This is a genomic window from Paraburkholderia lacunae (assembly GCF_003353175.1).
GTDB classification, from domain to species: Bacteria; Pseudomonadota; Gammaproteobacteria; order Burkholderiales; family Burkholderiaceae; genus Paraburkholderia; species Paraburkholderia lacunae.
The window spans coordinates 43,336-57,956 of record NZ_QHKS01000017.1 but is presented as its reverse complement, the minus strand read 5'-3'; the positions used below and the strand labels follow the sequence as shown (position 1 = coordinate 57,956).

Annotated in this window: 14 protein-coding genes and 3 pseudogenes; 12 read left to right on the top strand and 5 right to left on the bottom strand. The window is 57.9% G+C overall.

Translation table 11 applies throughout. The features are described 5' to 3' along the window. Positions 1 to 365 precede the first annotated feature (365 nt). From DLM46_RS24395 to DLM46_RS24370, 6 genes and pseudogenes are all read left to right on the top strand, one after another. Positions 366 to 1,067: an alpha/beta hydrolase gene (locus DLM46_RS24395; protein WP_115104734.1), complete on the top strand. Its 702-nt coding sequence runs from the start codon at positions 366 to 368 to the stop codon at positions 1,065 to 1,067. A gap of 52 nt (positions 1,068 to 1,119) precedes the next feature. After that, positions 1,120 to 1,278: a hypothetical protein gene (locus DLM46_RS24390; RefSeq protein ID WP_208866319.1), complete on the top strand. Its 159-nt coding sequence runs from the start codon at positions 1,120 to 1,122 to the stop codon at positions 1,276 to 1,278. Next, a pseudogene (locus DLM46_RS40480) lies at positions 1,251 to 1,400 on the top strand (ABC transporter substrate-binding protein); the annotation flags it as partial. The gene DLM46_RS24390 and the pseudogene DLM46_RS40480, both read left to right, overlap by 28 nt. 244 nt (positions 1,401 to 1,644) lie before the next feature. After that, positions 1,645 to 2,064, top strand: a complete 420-nt coding sequence (locus DLM46_RS24380) for a Fe(II)-2OG oxygenase family protein (RefSeq protein ID WP_244306356.1) — start codon at positions 1,645 to 1,647, stop codon at positions 2,062 to 2,064. Positions 2,065 to 2,178: 114 nt separating this feature from the next. Next, positions 2,179 to 2,595, top strand: coding sequence for a MarR family winged helix-turn-helix transcriptional regulator (locus DLM46_RS24375; protein ID WP_115104975.1), 417 nt, complete (start codon positions 2,179 to 2,181; stop codon positions 2,593 to 2,595). 66 nt (positions 2,596 to 2,661) lie between these two features. Next, a complete protein-coding gene (locus DLM46_RS24370; RefSeq protein WP_133300369.1) occupies positions 2,662 to 2,943 on the top strand; it encodes a hypothetical protein in 282 nt (93 codons plus the stop codon). Positions 2,944 to 3,271: 328 nt separating this feature from the next. On the opposite strand, the gene catC is transcribed toward DLM46_RS24370, so the two are convergent. The 3 genes from catC to DLM46_RS24350 form a co-directional block, all read right to left on the bottom strand. Then, positions 3,272 to 3,550 (bottom strand): muconolactone Delta-isomerase, encoded by a 279-nt coding sequence (gene catC / locus DLM46_RS24360; RefSeq protein ID WP_115104727.1) that lies wholly within the window; start codon positions 3,548 to 3,550, stop codon positions 3,272 to 3,274. Positions 3,551 to 3,645: 95 nt separating this feature from the next. After that, positions 3,646 to 4,773, bottom strand: a complete 1,128-nt coding sequence (locus DLM46_RS24355) for a muconate/chloromuconate family cycloisomerase (RefSeq protein ID WP_115104725.1) — start codon at positions 4,771 to 4,773, stop codon at positions 3,646 to 3,648. Between the two features lie 106 nt (positions 4,774 to 4,879). After that, positions 4,880 to 5,803: a LysR family transcriptional regulator gene (locus DLM46_RS24350; RefSeq protein ID WP_115104722.1), complete on the bottom strand. Its 924-nt coding sequence runs from the start codon at positions 5,801 to 5,803 to the stop codon at positions 4,880 to 4,882. A 173-nt stretch (positions 5,804 to 5,976) separates the two neighbouring features. Between DLM46_RS24350 and catA the strand changes: the two genes are divergently transcribed. From catA to DLM46_RS24320, 6 genes and pseudogenes are all read left to right on the top strand, one after another. Then, the gene (gene catA, locus DLM46_RS24345) at positions 5,977 to 6,912 is read left to right on the top strand and encodes a catechol 1,2-dioxygenase (RefSeq protein WP_115104719.1); all 936 of its coding nucleotides are present in this window, start codon (positions 5,977 to 5,979) and stop codon (positions 6,910 to 6,912) included. Between the two features lie 113 nt (positions 6,913 to 7,025). Further along, positions 7,026 to 8,384, top strand: a complete 1,359-nt coding sequence (locus DLM46_RS24340; protein WP_115104718.1) for a Rieske 2Fe-2S domain-containing protein — start codon at positions 7,026 to 7,028, stop codon at positions 8,382 to 8,384. Then, positions 8,381 to 8,869: a benzoate 1,2-dioxygenase small subunit gene (benB, locus tag DLM46_RS24335; RefSeq protein ID WP_115104716.1), complete on the top strand. Its 489-nt coding sequence runs from the start codon at positions 8,381 to 8,383 to the stop codon at positions 8,867 to 8,869. Before DLM46_RS24340 ends, benB begins: the two co-directional genes overlap by 4 nt. A 39-nt stretch (positions 8,870 to 8,908) precedes the next feature. Next, on the top strand, positions 8,909 to 9,937 hold the full coding sequence (gene benC, locus DLM46_RS24330) for a benzoate 1,2-dioxygenase electron transfer component BenC (protein ID WP_115104713.1): 1,029 nt from the start codon (positions 8,909 to 8,911) through the stop codon (positions 9,935 to 9,937). Further along, positions 9,934 to 10,710, top strand: a complete 777-nt coding sequence (gene benD, locus DLM46_RS24325; RefSeq protein WP_115104710.1) for a benzoate diol dehydrogenase BenD — start codon at positions 9,934 to 9,936, stop codon at positions 10,708 to 10,710. Before benC ends, benD begins: the two co-directional genes overlap by 4 nt. Positions 10,711 to 11,748: 1,038 nt before the next feature. Beyond that, positions 11,749 to 12,744 (top strand): annotated as a pseudogene (locus DLM46_RS24320) (methyl-accepting chemotaxis protein); the annotation flags it as partial. Between the two features lie 67 nt (positions 12,745 to 12,811). On the opposite strand, the pseudogene DLM46_RS24315 reads toward DLM46_RS24320, so the two are convergent. Both DLM46_RS24315 and DLM46_RS24310 read right to left on the bottom strand, forming a co-directional pair. Next, positions 12,812 to 13,458 (bottom strand): annotated as a pseudogene (locus DLM46_RS24315) (IS6 family transposase); the annotation flags it as partial. An 86-nt stretch (positions 13,459 to 13,544) separates the two neighbouring features. Next, entirely contained in the window at positions 13,545 to 14,621 is a 1,077-nt protein-coding gene (locus DLM46_RS24310) for an AraC-like ligand-binding domain-containing protein (protein ID WP_115104705.1), read from the bottom strand.

Here is a 14,621-nt window from a genome sequence, read left to right as displayed (position 1 = left end):
CATGTATGTCGCAGGGTACGGCCCGCACTCTCGCAGATGGCGACAAGAGTACGAATTAGGTTCAGATCTGTAGTTGTCGTGGCCGTACTTGTATATAGACTACATCTATTATGAAATAGAGAAATGGATTATTTGACTTATTTTGTGGCGGGACCTAGCATCGAAGCGTTGACTTGGAAAAATTCTCATGACCACCGTTCATCAAGCGTGCTATGAAATTCTCCGCGAGCAAGGACTGACCACCTTTCTTGGCAATCCGGGTTCGAATGAGTTGCCGTTTCTGAAAGACCTCCGATCCGACTTCCGCTGTACCCTCGGGCTGGATGAACCGCCGAGCAGTCTGGACGAACAGGGGAAGTCAAATCATGAGTAACAAACCCGCGATTGTCCTTGTACACGGTTTCTGGGGAGGGGCAGCTCATTGGAGCAAGGTTATCCTTGAGCTTTCACGCAAGGGCTATACATCCATTCACGCAGTTGAAATGCCGTTGACATCGCTTGCCGACGACGCCGAGCGCACGCGCAAAATGATCGCGCAGCAAAACGGCCCCGTCCTGCTTGTCGGCCACTCGTACGGCGGCGTTGTGATTACCGAGGCAGGGGATCAGCCGAACGTAGTAGGTCTCGTCTATATCGCCGCGTTTGCGCCGGATGCGGGCGAAAGTCCCGGCGGAATCACCCAGCAGCATCTTCCTGTCGCGGCACACAATCTCGAACCCGACAGCGACGGGTATCTGTGGCTTAAGGCCGATAAATTCGCCGAGAGCTTCTGCCCGGACCTTACACCGGAAGAAGGCCTCGTCATGGCCGCGACGCAAAAGGCGCCCCTTGCCAAGACGTTCGGCGACGTGATTACCGCTGCGGCCTGGAAGGAGAAACCGTCCTGGTACCAGATCTCCAGCGAGGACCGGATGATCACGCCGGAAAACCAGGAGAAAATGTCGGCTCGACTCAATGCGAGGAAAGTGATTACTCTCGCGGCGAGTCATGCATCTCCTATATCGAAGGCGGTTGAGGTGGCGGCATTGATTGACGAAGCGGCTACCGAGGCAGTGAAAGGCCAGTGATCTGAGCGGCGGAGTTTTGAAATTCGGGTATCTTCTCTAGACGCTCACTGCGATGAAGCCGGTATTTGGCGACTGGCCGGTCTTCCAGTTCGTGTTTCCTTTCGATGTGAGCCGCGCTTATGAGGAAATGCAAGGCACGGAACAGCCGACCATCTGGACCGCCGCGCGCACCTCCGAACTGTGGAATGCAGCGGACTCATCAACGGGCTGACACTCGCGACCAATGGTGTGATCGCCAATGGTACTTACGCGCGCTCCCTCGCGCGCTGGGGGATACAGTCCGAGGCGCTGAACCGTTCCGAAAGCAACCCGTCGGGCTTGCCAAAATTCTGAACACACTGCAATGATCTTTCGTTTCGTCCATACGGCGCCCGCTGGCACACTCGTGTGTCGTACCACAAACAGTTGAAGGGCGCGCCGAACGATCTTGCAAAAATCAAGGCGCGACTGGCTCAGGCGTGCTTTCGCACGGCCAGCCAATTCGACTGAACTGATGTGATGACGTCTGCAGTCGGGCTACGACGTTGCCGGCGGTGGCCTGCATCCCCGGCTTGCCGACGCGCGGCGCGCACTCGCTTTGCTGTCAGACGAAGACATCGAGTATCTGTACGGACGGGGCTCCACATCATCCGTGTTGCGTATCGCTGGCGCGACGCCCACGCCTCGCGACAACACCGATCTCAGCGTGGTGCTGTCCGGACCGGTGGAGTCTCCCCGGGTGACGGTGCCGTTTTATCCCGGCATGATGCTTGCCGCAAATACGCGGGCAAAGCTAGCACTGGACGATCTGTATCAGGCGATCCGGCAGGTGTCGTTTGGTGTGCAGGTGACGCCGGGGAGGCTGGTGCTGATCAACAACACTTTCACGTTGCATTCGCGCGACCGCTTTATTCCGGAAGACGACGACAACGGCCGTGCTCATCGCTGGGTGCAGCGGGTGTTCGATCCGAAGAACCTGTCGGTGGCGCCGGCATCGGCGCATTACGCCACGGCGTGAAGTGGTGGCCGCAGTGGCCTGATGCGAGAGTTTGTAACGGCGAAGTTATTGCATGTGCCTGTCGCGCGTTAAAATATGGTTGTCTTGCTAACTATAGTGGGTTTAAATGACAACATGTTCGATCATTGTCTGTATTTCAATTCAGTGGCCCTCGCTCGCCTGGCCGAGCGGGAGTGGGCAGCCGTCTACGCCAGGTTCGGCATGACGCCTGCTCAGGGATTCGTGCTGAGGGTCGTGCTAGCTTCGCCTGGATGCCTGGCCAGTGATGTCGCCGATGTGTTAGGTATTGCGCGGCCAACCGCGACCCGCCTCATTGACAATCTCGCCGGTAAGGGTCTGATTGAGCGGCAGCAGGGCGAATCGGATGCTAGGGAATGGGGAATCTTTCCGACGGACGCGGCAAAAGCGCTTGATAGGCCTATTAACGCTGCGAGTTCGGAGATTGCAAGAACGTTGCGTGCGAAGATCGGGCCGGAACTATTCGAGACAGCCGTCTCCAGTATGCATGGGGTCCGGAAGGCGCTCGCCTGAGCACAGGCGACAAATGCATCGTGTGCGCACCAGATGATTGTCTTGCTAATCAAAAATGAGGATGTCATGGAAAAGAGCATGATTTCGCCTGCGACAGCGCGTCAGAACGCACGCCTCGGTCGGCACTCCGAAGAAGTGAGGCGATGGGTAGTCGGTTGTGCAATTGCGGTAACGGCGCTCGGATTGTTTGCTGCGGCGGTGATCTACGCGCCGTCGAGCATTGGTGCAAACAATACGCTGTGCCTGCAGCAAATCGCCAAGGAGGAGCATCTGAACCTTGAGGCGTTTTTCCAAAAACCGGCGCAACAGGACGCATTTGTTCAGGCTGTCACGATCTGTTCGAAATAGTCGCTCGTATGTGCGTCCCGATGACATCCGGCGACGATGCTTTGCAGTGTTTTCGATCAGGAACGACAGGAAACAATTCCAGCTATGCATTTCCGTTGCCGTGATTTTTGCGCCGCACCCATCGAAATCGACCAGACTCAACATGCGACGACCTCATTGCCAATATGCGGGGTGCGTGCCGCCTGAAAAAATATCGCACGCGTCCCCGCATAGGAGATGCTTGACGGCAAGCAGCTCGGTGGTTACTGCCGACACGGACCAGTTCCCTTTGGGAACGGTAGACACTAAAGCACCATCGGTGTCGCGATTCATGGCATCCGTTGCGGCTTCAGCGGATGGACGACGGGTGACGCGCGAGCGCGGTCACCTTCATCGTCATATACGGAAACAGTGGCAGACCTGAGAGGAGGGTGTGCAGTTCGTCGTGCGAGTCGACGTCGAAGACGCTGTAGTTCGCATACTCACCGACAACGCGATGTAGCTGCTGCCACTTGCCTTGGCGCTGGAGCTCTTGTGAGTACGCCTTTTCTCGTGCCTTGATTTCGTCAGCGTGAGCCGCCGGCATATCGTGTGGCAGGTGTACATCCATTCTTACGAGATAGAGCATGTGTTTCTCATTCAAAAAAGTAGGGGGGTCTCTCGGGTCCGCCAGCACAATAGTTGGAATGGTTCGATGTGCCTGGTGCTGGATTGACTGTGCGCTCAGCTATTTTTGTCGCGACGATAGAAAGCGAGCTTCTCTTCATCGATATGCAGGCCCAGACCGGGCCCTTCAGGTAAATGAAGGTCGAAGTCCCGATACTGGGGGCGCGCAGTGACGATGTCGTCTTTCAACAGGAGCGGTCCGAACAACTCGGTACCCCAGGCAAGTTGTGGGAGAGCGGCGAATCCGTGTGCCGATGCAATTGACCCAATGCTGCCCTCAAGCATCGTGCCGCCATACAGGGACACTCCGGCTGCATCCGCAATGGCGGCTGTACGCATCATTCCGTAGATTCCGCCGGACTTCGCAATCTTCAAAGCAAAGACGTCTGCACATGCACCGCGTACGAGGTCGAGGGCATCCTCCGGCCCCGTCACTGCTTCGTCGGCCATGATGGGTACGATGAAACGCGATGCAAGTCTGGCGAGTGCTCCGCGCTGCTCTCGCGGAGTGGGTTGCTCGATGAGGTCAATGCCAGCAGCTTCAAGCGCTTCGATTCCCAGCGCTGCGTCAACCTCGTTCCAGGCCTGATTCACGTCTACGGTGACTTTGGCACGGTCGCCGAGCGCGGCTTTGATTATCGATACGTGCGCTACGTCATCACGAACGCTGCGCCGGCCAATCTTCAGCTTGAAAGTATTGTGGCGACGTTCGGCGAGCAGGGTTTCTGCTTCATCGATGTCGCGTTGGGTATCGCCACTTGCGAGCGTCCACAGGACCGGAAGCGTCTTGCGGACAGCGCCGCCAAGAAGCGTTGAAACGGGAACGCCCAGGCGCTTGCCCTGAGCGTCCAGCAAAGCCGTTTCAATTGCGCACTTGGCGAACCGGTTTCCTCGAGCAACCTTGTTCAGCTTGAGCATTGCGTCGTTGATGTTGGTCGCGTCTTGCCCAACAATAGCAGGTGCAAGATAAGTGTCGATGGTCAGCTTGATGCCTTCGGGGCTCTCGTCGCCGTACGACAGACCGCCAATCGTAGTCGCTTCGCCAAGCCCCTCGATGCCATCGCTGGAGCGCAGACGGACGATGACCAGGGTTTGTTGCTGCATCGTCGCCATGGCTAGCTGATGCGCGCGAATGGTTGGGAGGTCAACCAGAATCGCTTCGACGGAGGTGATTTGGGCGTTCATACCTGGAATGTTAGAGTGGAGGGGTTGCTGAAGTATTGCGCGCCCAATAACCCGCTGTCCAACACCGTCGACGTCTGGTGCCATACCCCCGGAGTATGGCAGGGTATCACCGCCCCAAATCGTTACGAGGTGTATAGGGTATCCTTTCCTCCTCATACAGCCGATAGATGAGTTCAAGCATTTCCCGAATGTCCCGCGACTCGTCGAGCGCACGCATGCTCATGATGATTGGCGAAACCAGCGTGGGGTCGTCCAGTTCCCTGTAACTCACATCGTCCCGCTTCAGGCCGTACACACTGCTCGGAACGACAGAAATTCCTTCTCCCGCTGCTACGAGGCCTAGCGCAATCTGCAACTCCCGTACTTCATAGATCCGGCGAGGCTTGATAGCACGGTCTTCGAATGCCGACAGCACCTGGTCTGCATAACTGGGGCGCGGCGCCTTAGGGAAAATAATCAGGGTCTCGTTGACCAGGTCGCTAAGAGCGAGGACGGGCTTGGCTAGTGAGAGTGGATGCCCCTCAGGGAGGGCAACGATCATCTTCTCCTCGCGGAGAATCACCCGGCGGATGTTTGCGTCCTCGTGCCGGATACGGCCGAACCCGACATCAATCTGACCGTCCTTCAGCGCTCGAATCTGGTCCATCGTCGACATCTCGTGGAGGCTGAGTTCGACTGTAGTGTTCTCGTCGCGGAAGCGACGGATGATTTTGGGCAGCATTCCGTACAACGTCGAGCCCACGAAACCGACAGAGAGGCTGCGCTCAATGTTGCCCACGCGCCGCGTCATCGATTCGAGTTCGGACGTTTGGGCCAGCAACTGGACGGCATGAGCATAGAAGAACTTACCCGTCTCGGTGAGCTTCAACGGGCGCGAGTCGCGCTGGAATAGCTGCACCTCAAGAATCTCTTCAAGCTGCTGTATCTGACGGCTCAAAGGCGGTTGGGCCATGTTCAGTCGCTGTGCCGCGCGCGTGAAATTGCGTTCCTCGGCTACGGCGACGAAATAGCGAAGATGCCGCAGTTCCATTTCAATACCTCGTGGATATGGATCGATACTAAATCAGTGTTGGACGAGGCATTCCTGCGTCCATTATTCTGCATTCACACTCTGTTTCAGCACCCATTATACCTCTCGGGCATATTCAAGCGGGCGCTAAACCAAGGGTTTACCCCATAGAAAATAGAGATTCAGGAGCAGACATGAGCGTCAAAGTGTTCGATACGAAAGAAGTGCAGGACCTGCTGAAGGCCGCCGCTAACCTCGGAAGTCAGGACGGCAATGCGCGCGCAAAGCAGGTTGTCGGCCGCCTGCTGAGCGACCTGTTCAAGGCCATTGACGACCTTGACATGACGCCCGACGAAATCTGGACCGGCGTTCACTACTTCAACAAGCTCGGCCAGGACGGCGAAGCTGCGCTGCTTGCCGCTGGCCTCGGTCTGGAAAAGTATCTCGACATTCGCATGGACGCAGCGGATAAAGCGGCCGAAATTACCGGCGGCACGCCGCGTACCATTGAAGGCCCACTGTATGTCGCCGGTGCGCCCGTGCGCGATGGCGTATCGAAGATTGACATCAACGCAGACCAGGATGCGGGCCCGCTGGTTATTCGCGGCACCGTAACCGGCCCGGACGGCAAGCCCGTTGCAGGAGCGGTGGTCGAATGCTGGCACGCCAACTCGAAAGGCTTCTATTCGCACTTCGACCCGACCGGCGCGCAGAGCGAGTTCAATCTGCGCGGTGCGCTCAGCACTGGTGTCGACGGCAAATACGAGTTCCGTACTCTCATGCCGGTCGGCTACGGCTGCCCGCCAGGCGGCGCGACCCAGCAACTGTTAGACGCGCTTGCCCGCCATGGCAACCGCCCGGCGCATGTGCACTTCTTCGTCACCACGGACAAGTACCGCAAGCTGACGACGCAAATCAACATCGAGGGCGACCCGTTGATTTGGGACGACTTTGCCTACGCCACCCGCGAGGATTTGATTCCCCATGTGGTCGAAAGGACCGGCGGCACTGCGCTGGGCATGAAAGCTGACGCGTACAAGGAAATCGAGTTCAACATCGAGTTGACTCCGCTGGTTCAGGGCAAGGATAACCAGGTCGTCCATCGTCTGCGTGCGTCTGCCACGGCGTAACCGCTCAACGCGGCTGCTACGTCGTACCGCTGCTGCCGCTCAATTCTCCGCAAGAATCTTTCGACACCGATGCGTGTGCTCCATACCCTGGAGCACGCGTAGGGAGAGCACACATGTCTGCCATTATCGACAAAGCCAAGCAGCTGGATGGACTGCTGCACACCGCCGTTCAGGACGACAGGCAAAACGGTGTATTCCGTTGCCGCCGCGACATCTTCACGAACGCCGATTTGTTCGAGCTCGAGATGAAGCACATTTTCGAGAGCAACTGGGTATATCTCGCGCATGAAAGCCAGATTCCCAACAACAACGACTACTACACCACCTGGATTGGCCGCCAGCCTGTAGTGGTAACTCGCGACAAGAGCGGTGAACTGCACGCGGTCATCAACGCCTGCGCGCACAAGGGCGCGATGCTGTGCCGTAAAAAACACGGCAACAAAGGCACCTTCACCTGTCCTTTCCACGGCTGGAGCTTCGCCAACACCGGCAAGCTGCTGAAAGTCAAAGATGTGAAGACCACCGAATACCCGGTGCAATTCAATACCAACGGCTCGCACGACCTGAAGAAAGTCGCTCGCTTCCAGAGCTATCGCGGCTTCCTGTTCGGCAGCCTCAACGCGGACGCGATTCCGCTGGAGGACCACCTCGGCGAGACCAGGGTCATCATCGACCAGATCGTTGACCAGGCCCCGGACGGGCTGGAAGTGTTACGCGGCAATTCATCGTATATCTACGACGGTAACTGGAAGATGCAGATGGAGAACGGCTGCGACGGCTACCACGTCAGCACCGTGCACTGGAACTACGCCGCGACGATGGACCGGCGCAAGGTCGAGGGCACCAAGGCCGTGGATGCGAACAGCTGGAGCAAGTCGGTAGCCGGCGTGTACGGGTTCGACCACGGCCACATCCTGCTGTGGACCAAGACGATGAACCCGGAAGTGCGGCCGGTCTATCAATACCGCGACGAAATCAAGGCGCGCGTTGGAGACGTGAGGGCGGACTTCATCGTCAACCAGACCCGGAATCTCTGTCTGTATCCGAACGTGTTCCTGATGGACCAGTTCAGCACCCAGATTCGCGTCGTACGTCCAATCAGCGTGGACAAGACCGAAGTCAGCATCTTCTGTTTCGCTCCGAAGGGCGAGAGCGCAGCCGACCGGGCTACCCGCATCCGCCAGTACGAAGACTTCTTTAACGTCTCGGGTATGGGCACCGCAGACGACCTCGAAGAGTTTCGCGCCTGCCAGGCTGGCTATGCCGGTACCACTGCCTTGTGGAACGACCTGTCGCGCGGGGCGCCGTTGTGGGTCGAAGGTCCCGACGCAAACGCGAAAAGCATGGGACTGAAGCCGCGCATCTCAGGCGAGCGCAGCGAAGACGAAGGCCTGTTTGTGTGTCAGCACGAATACTGGGTGCACCGGATGCGCGACGCACTCAAAAAGGAACAAGGGGAGGCCCTGGCATGAGCTTCGATTACCAGAAAATTTGCGCCATGCTGTTCCGCGAAGCGCGCCTGCTCGACGACCGTCAATGGGACGACTGGCTTGCATGCTATACCGGGGACGTCACTTACTGGATGCCGGCGTGGGATGACGACGACCAGCTCACCGACGACCACGAGAGTCAGATTTCGCTGATGTATTACCCGGACCGTGGCGGCCTGGAAGACCGTGTGTTCCGCATCAAGACCGAACGCAGTAGTGCCTCGATGCCTGAACCGCGAACCAGTCACAACGTCACCAATGTGGAAGTGCTGGCCGAGCGCGAGAACGAAGTGGACGTGCGCTACAACTTCAACACGCTCAGCCACCGTTACAAAACCACCGACCAGTTTTTCGGCACGATGTTCGTGACTCTGCGAAAGGTCAACGATGAACTGTTGATTTCCTGCAAGCGAATTGTGCTTAAGGACGACTACATCCGCCAGGTGCTCGACATCTATCACGTTTGAGAGCAAACACCTGCGGAAATGAGAAGTACAGGAGGCAAGATGTCCAGCTACAACATTGCACTGAATTTTGAAGACGGCGTGACCCGCTTCGTTACATGCAAGGCGGGCGAAAAGGTGCTCGATGCCGCCTTTCGCGCGAAGATCAACCTGCCGATGGATTGCTCCGATGGCGTATGCGGTACCTGCAAGTGCCGAGCCGAGAGCGGAAGCTACGACCTGGGCGACGATTACATCGAAGATGCGCTGAGCGAGGATGAGAAGGAAGGCGGTCTCGTACTCACCTGCCAGATGGTGCCAGAAAGCGATTGCGTCATTGCGGTGCCGGCATCGTCCACTGCATGCAAGACTGAGCAAAGCAAGTTCGCCGCGACCGTATCGAAGGTGGAATCGCACAACGATGCGGCCATCGTGCTCGAACTGGATGTGGATGTGGATGCAGCCGCGCCGGTATTCCTGCCGGGCCAGTACGTCAACATTGATGTTCCTGGGAGCGGCCAGCACCGTTCATATTCTTTTTCGTCGGCACCGGGCGAATCGAAAATCAGTTTTCTGATCAAGAAAATTTCCGGTGGCGTGATGAGCACCTGGCTCGAATCCGCGCAGGCAGGCAACAAGGTGGAGCTGACCGGACCGCTCGGCAGCTTCTATCTGCGCCCTGTTGAGCGGCCGTTGCTGTTCCTCGCTGGCGGCACAGGCCTGGCGCCGTTCCTGTCGATGCTTGAAGTGCTGGCTCGTGCGAATTCGCAGCAAAAAGTTCATCTGATCTACGGCGTAACGCGAGACCTCGACCTCGTGCAGGTCGAAGCAATCGACGCGTACGTGGCGAAGTTGCCGAATTTCACCTATAGCACCGTCGTGGCCGACACGGATTCGTCCCATCCCCGCAAGGGCTGGGTGACGCAGCACATGCCGGCCGAGGCCGTCAATGATGGTGACGTGGACGTGTATCTGTGCGGGCCGCCGCCGATGGTCGATGCAGTGCGTAAGCATTTCGACGACAACGGTGTGAAGCCCAACAGCTTCCACTACGAAAAGTTCACTCCCAACGCAGCGCCGAGGACCGCATGAGCACGCAACGATTTGCCGGCAAGGTCATGGTGGTCACCGGCGCCGCGCAGGGCATCGGTCGCGCGGTCGCGCTTCGCGCAGCCGCCGAAGGCGGCAAGGTGCTGTTCGTCGACCGGGCCGACTTCGTCTCCGAGGTTGCCGCCGAAGCGCACGGCGCGGACACAGCAGGGTTTGTCGCCGACCTCGAGATGTATGAAGGCGCTGCCTCGGCGATGGCCTTTGCCGCGCACAGGTTTGGTGGCATCGACATTCTGATCAATGGCGTCGGCGGCGCGATTCGCATGCGTCCCTTTGCCGAGTTCGAGCCTGCACAGATCGATGCGGAAATTCGCCGCTCCCTGATGCCGACGCTGTACGCCTGCCATGCAGTCTTGCCGTACCTGCTCAAGCGCGGAGGCGGAACCATCGTGAACGTCTCCTCGAATGCCACTCGAGGTATCCGTCGCGTACCGTATTCGGCGGCCAAGGGCGGTGTCAACGCGATTACGCAGTCGCTGGCGATGGAGTACGCAGAGCACAACATCCGTGTGGTCGCCACTGCGCCGGGCGGGACTGACGCGCCTGCTCGACGTGTCCCGCGTAACTCTGCCGGCGATAGCGAGCAGGAAAAACTCTGGATGGGCGAAGCGGTGAAGCAGGTCACTGAATCGACCTTCTTCAAGCGCTACGGCAGCATCGACGAGCAGGCCGCGCCGATTCTGTTCCTCGCTTCGGACGAGGCACGCTATATCACCGGCACCGTGTTGCCGGTAGCCGGTGGTGACACAGGCTGACCTAGGAATGCCTTGAACCAACCGCGCAGACGGGCTTGACAGCCTGCGCTGGCGTTGTCCTGTTTCCGACCATTGCCAGCACGGTGGCTGGGTCCTGAGTCGACGCTGTCGCCGAGACCGGCTCATCATAAGCAGCGCACGTATCGCGCTGAAATTGACTTATTGTCCGGCGAGTGCGGCGATGCAGCCAAACGTGTCGGTCGACGCGATAGGTCCGAATGGCGACCTGAACGCCAATGTGCCGCGATGCTGGGTGGGGCGAATTGCTGGTTTCGGTACTGACATACCTGCCAGCCGCGATGCAGGCAGATATTGCCGGGGCGTTCCGCGAGAGGATCGAAGATCTGATGTCCTTGGGTGACGACAGGTATTTGCCGGGAGAGTACCACTCGGCTCTCTTGACTGAGGTCAACCGTTACCTGAATGCACTTCGGTCGCGTGGTTCGAACAGACAGAGTTCCTGAGAGGCAACGCTAGAAATGAACGAGATACATCAGTTGCAGGATAGCTCGCGGCAAACACAAGCATCCGTCAAGGCCTTGGTGGACGAATACCTTGCATTCGTGCTCGGAGCGGAACGCTATGTGTGTCGATATGCGCATGGACAGAAAACTCGCGGCTATAGCCGGCTCCAGAGCCAGCGTCGAAAAATCTGACTATTTCGCGCGCTCCTGCTGGGCCTACACTCCATAGCACAGTCGCATCGTCAATCAGGATGGACACGAAATGCAGAATTTTGTCTTCACAATCAAACTTAAACTGATGCTTGCCTTCGGCACTTGGGTAACATTGATGTTTGTCCTTACGCTGGTGGGGATAGTCGGACTATGGCGCCTCGATGCGAACGCTGCTTCGTTATACCGCTCGTCGCTGACGAGTCTGATTGCAGTTGCGTCAATGGGGTGCGCCGTCGCGATCTACTGTGGCCTCCATCTTTATCACGTCGTATGCGGTGGGCTGCACCGCATGGGTAGAAAATTTGAGGAAATTACGACAACTCTTGACTTGTCAAAGCGGTCGTCGAGTCCGCGTATGGACGAATTCGGGCGCGCAGCCGTCGCGTTCGACACGTTGATGCGTCGCGTAGCAGAGACAGTGTCTGTCGTGCGTTTAACGACTGATTCGGTTACCACCTCCACGCGCGAAATAGCAGCCGGAAACCTTGATCTTTCTGCTCGCACAGAAGAACAAGCTGCGTCTCTGGAGGAGACCGCAGCCAGCATGACGCAGTTGACCGAAACGGTGAAGCAGAACGCTGACAATGCCCGTCAGGCGAACGCACTGGCCACCAGTGCCACAGACATGGCTGATGCAGGTAACGACTCTGTTCAGGCTATGGTCGGGACAATCGGTCAGATCAGCAGTAGTTCAAGCAAGATTTCCGAAATCACCGGTGTCATTGAAGGCATCGCGTTCCAGACAAACATCCTGGCACTGAACGCGGCGGTTGAAGCTGCACGTGCCGGCGAGCAGGGGCGGGGCTTTGCTGTGGTCGCCAGTGAGGTTCGCAGTCTGGCCCAGCGGTCCGCCACTGCTGCGAAGGAAATCAAGGAACTGATCAGTTCGTCCGTGACAACGATTCAGGACGGCGCGAAGCAGGCCGCGGAAGTCAGCGCCACCATGGGACAGGTAAAACAGGCAATCAAACAGGTTTCCGATATTGTCGGCGAGATCGCGGCGGCTTCTGAAGAACAGAGCCGTGGCATTGAGCAGGTGAACCAGGCGGTCGGGCAGATGGATGAAGTCACGCAGCAGAACGCGGCGCTGGTCGAGCAGGCTGCAGCGGCGGCGCAATCGCTTGAAGAACAGGCAACCAGGCTTAAGGAAGCCGTTTCCGCGTTCAAGGTTGCTGATACTGGGCAATCTGCGGCACGCTTGGTGGTTCCGCAAGACAAAACGCGCGTGCACGCACCTAGGATTTCCTCTAGGCGTCAAGCGGTGGCCGCAAAGCCAAGGGTCGCTCTGGCCACCGTCGCGCGGAGACCGACCGCCACTGCAACTGATACAGCGAATGCGGATTGGGAGACTTTCTGACTTCGACAAGTACGGCATTGTCACCTTAAGCTCCTGGGGTGCAGTTGCGGTCTGAATCGACAAAGACTCAGAAGGCGGTAGACGGAAATTGGGTGACTTCGGTGAATTTGTGCCAAGGAACGAACCGAGCGACAAGATGTTTGCAATAGAGAGAGGAGCGCAGCAGATGTCGTTTCAGCGCGAAGTGTTACCGAATCGGACCGAAGCTCGACAGGAAGGTCTGTGTGCGCTTCGGGTCGCGAGAAAGCCTAGCATGCGCCGCTCGCGCTCCCGTGTGGGCTGATGGCTACTCTCTGCTCGGTTGTTGACACGGGCCGCAGCCTTGACGAACACATGCTTCACGTTGACCAGCTCCAGGATGTCGACTTTCGCCGCCGGATAGCTGCGCAATTGATCGGTGACAATCTTGTGTGGCACCAGGTTGGAGCGCAGCACACGCTTGAAGAAACGTTTAGCGGCGACCTTGTCGCGCCGCTTCTGCAGCAAGATGTCGAGTTCGACGCCGTGCTCGTCGACTGCACGCCAAAGCAGGTACGGTTCGCCACGCAGGGTGACGAATATCTTGTCGAGGTGCCACGTGCTACCCGGCTTGCGACGCACCGCTTTCACCCGAAGGGCAAAGCCCGTGTCGAACTTCTCGCACCAGCGGCGAATCGTCTCGCAGTGGACCGTCACTCTGCGCTCGAACAGCAGCTCTTCGATGTCGCGCCGGCTGAAGGCATCGATTGTTCCCGCGTCGGGAGGGTATCCCGTCGCGCTTCGCCGCCGCAGTTTCTCCATTCAACCGGTCAATGGCAGGTCTATCCTAGAAGGGCTGCCGTTCGAAACTCTCGCGGCGTGGTCCCAAAGTGCTGACGGAAGGCTCGACTGAAATGTGCGGGGTCCGAGAAGCCCCAATCAAACGCAATTTCCTTGATGCTCTTTCCCGCGCACGACCGGTCTTGCAGCGCCGTTCGGGCCGCCGTCAACCGCTCTTGCCAAATCATCTCGGCGACAGATGCGGCTTGCCCCTCAAATGCGCGATAGAGCGAGCTGACCGACATATCAAGGGCTTCGGCAATCTTCGCGACAGTCAATCCTGAATCGGCAAGATTCTCTCTGACGTAGGACTTAATTCGCTTCTCGTTATAACGCTTCAATTTCGTGCTGCTCGGCTCCGAGAACTCAGGGAGGCTGCGGAGATTGGCGACAATGAGGTCCAGCACGGCCTTTGAGACAAGGGTGTGGGTATCGGGGAGGGAATCGTCGATAGCAAGAGGAAGTCCACTGACCATAGTTGAGAGTAGTCGCGCTACGGGGCGCTGACCGGAAATCTTGCAGGCGGTCAGGTTTTCCGCGCCCGGCACGTGAGTTTTTAGATGCTCGCGCGGCACGCTCACCACCAATTGCTGGAATTTCGCACTGAAGTCCAGGTTGTACGCCCTCGTCGTGTCGTAGATGACAAAATCTCCGGGGGCCAAAGCTGCGCGTCGCCCATCTTGCTTAACCTCACCAACGCCGCTGACCTGCATGGCAACCAGAAAGAATTCTCCCTCGCTGTCTTTCGCGCGTTGAGGTGTTCGCATCAGCGACTGTCTCGTCGACGCTACCTGGTGCAGATATAGGTCGGAAAACGTACGACTTTCGATTTGGGCGGCTAGTTCCTTGTCGGCACTTACATCGGTCGGCACGTATTCCAGCCTGACGAATAGCTCCCCCAGAAGGTGCAGCCATTCCTCAATCTTGGCAGACGCCGAGTCTTCGCCAGTGATGCAATACGTCTTCACAACGGTGCCCCCTTTTCCTGTTACGCCGCCAAGTAAACAGAATAGGCCGGTCACAAAAACTTGAGAAGAGTTTGAGCCCGATATTACGTTGCCGGGACAGCGCTTCGACAT

Excerpts from the sequence above, each read along its gene's own strand:
- DLM46_RS24395 (WP_115104734.1), top strand. The coding sequence starts at position 366 with ATGAGTAACAAACCCGCGATTGTCCTTGTACACGGTTTCTGGGGAGGG.
- DLM46_RS24390 (WP_208866319.1), top strand. The coding sequence starts at position 1,120 with ATGAAGCCGGTATTTGGCGACTGGCCGGTCTTCCAGTTCGTGTTTCCT.
- DLM46_RS24375 (WP_115104975.1), top strand. The coding sequence starts at position 2,179 with ATGTTCGATCATTGTCTGTATTTCAATTCAGTGGCCCTCGCTCGCCTG.
- DLM46_RS24370 (WP_133300369.1), top strand. The coding sequence starts at position 2,662 with ATGGAAAAGAGCATGATTTCGCCTGCGACAGCGCGTCAGAACGCACGC.
- catC (WP_115104727.1), bottom strand. The coding sequence starts at position 3,550 with ATGCTCTATCTCGTAAGAATGGATGTACACCTGCCACACGATATGCCG.
- DLM46_RS24355 (WP_115104725.1), bottom strand. The coding sequence starts at position 4,773 with ATGAACGCCCAAATCACCTCCGTCGAAGCGATTCTGGTTGACCTCCCA.
- DLM46_RS24350 (WP_115104722.1), bottom strand. The coding sequence starts at position 5,803 with ATGGAACTGCGGCATCTTCGCTATTTCGTCGCCGTAGCCGAGGAACGC.
- catA (WP_115104719.1), top strand. The coding sequence starts at position 5,977 with ATGAGCGTCAAAGTGTTCGATACGAAAGAAGTGCAGGACCTGCTGAAG.
- DLM46_RS24340 (WP_115104718.1), top strand. The coding sequence starts at position 7,026 with ATGTCTGCCATTATCGACAAAGCCAAGCAGCTGGATGGACTGCTGCAC.
- benB (WP_115104716.1), top strand. The coding sequence starts at position 8,381 with ATGAGCTTCGATTACCAGAAAATTTGCGCCATGCTGTTCCGCGAAGCG.
- benC (WP_115104713.1), top strand. The coding sequence starts at position 8,909 with ATGTCCAGCTACAACATTGCACTGAATTTTGAAGACGGCGTGACCCGC.
- benD (WP_115104710.1), top strand. The coding sequence starts at position 9,934 with ATGAGCACGCAACGATTTGCCGGCAAGGTCATGGTGGTCACCGGCGCC.
- DLM46_RS24310 (WP_115104705.1), bottom strand. The coding sequence starts at position 14,621 with ATGTCGAAGCGCTGTCCCGGCAACGTAATATCGGGCTCAAACTCTTCT.